The 796-nt window shown below is 67.8% G+C and carries 1 protein-coding gene; it reads left to right on the forward strand.

Annotated elements, in window-relative coordinates; all coding sequences use genetic code 11:
* Positions 1-796: IS1634 family transposase (locus DRJ53_RS21035; protein ID WP_114237637.1), on the forward strand; the 796-nt coding region annotated here is incomplete at both ends.

Consider the following 796-nt stretch of genomic DNA (forward strand, 5'->3'; position numbering starts at 1 on the left):
CCGCCGAGGGCCTGCCGCTCATGCACACCGTCCACCCCGGCAACGTCGCCGAGACGAAGACGCTGCGGGCCATGCTGGCGACGGTGCTCGAACGGTTCCCGATCCAGCGGGTGATCCTGGTCGCCGACCGCGGGCTGCTCAGCCTCGATAACATCGGCGAGCTGACCGCCTTGGCGGATCAAGGGGATCGGCAGCTGGAGTTCATCCTCGCCGTCCCGGCTCGGCGCTACGCCGAGCTGGTAGAGACCTTCCAGAGCCTCGTCTTCGACGACGACGGTCTCGCGGAAAGCGCCTTCGCCGGCCACCGGCTGATCGTCGCCCACGATCCCCTGCGCGCCGCTGAGCAGGGCAACCGCCGCCGCGCCCGCCTCGCCGAGCTCGAGGCCATGGCCGAGAAGATGGTCGGCAAGCTCGACGCCCAGGATGCCGGACAAACGCAAAAGGGACGACGCGCCTCGGACCGTGGCGCCTACAGCCGGTTCACCCGAGCGGTCGCCGAGGCGGAGATGACGCGCTTTCTCAAGGCCGATCTCGATGCGGACAGGTTCAGCTGGTCGGTCGACGAAGACGCCGTCGCCCGGGCCGAACTGTTCGACGGCAAACTCGCCCTGATCACCAACGCCCCCGACCTGACGCCGGCCGACACCGTCACGCGCTACAAAGCTCTTGCCGACATCGAGCGGGGCTTTCGGGTCCTGAAATCCGACATCGAGATCGCGCCCGTGCACCATCGGCTTCCCGACCGCATCCGCGCGCATGCCCTGATCTGCTTTCTGGCCCTGTTTCTGTATCGCAT

Origin of the sequence: Paracnuella aquatica, from assembly GCF_003332885.2 — a bacterium.
Taxonomy (GTDB): Bacteria; Bacteroidota; Bacteroidia; order Chitinophagales; family Chitinophagaceae; genus Flavisolibacter; species Flavisolibacter aquaticus.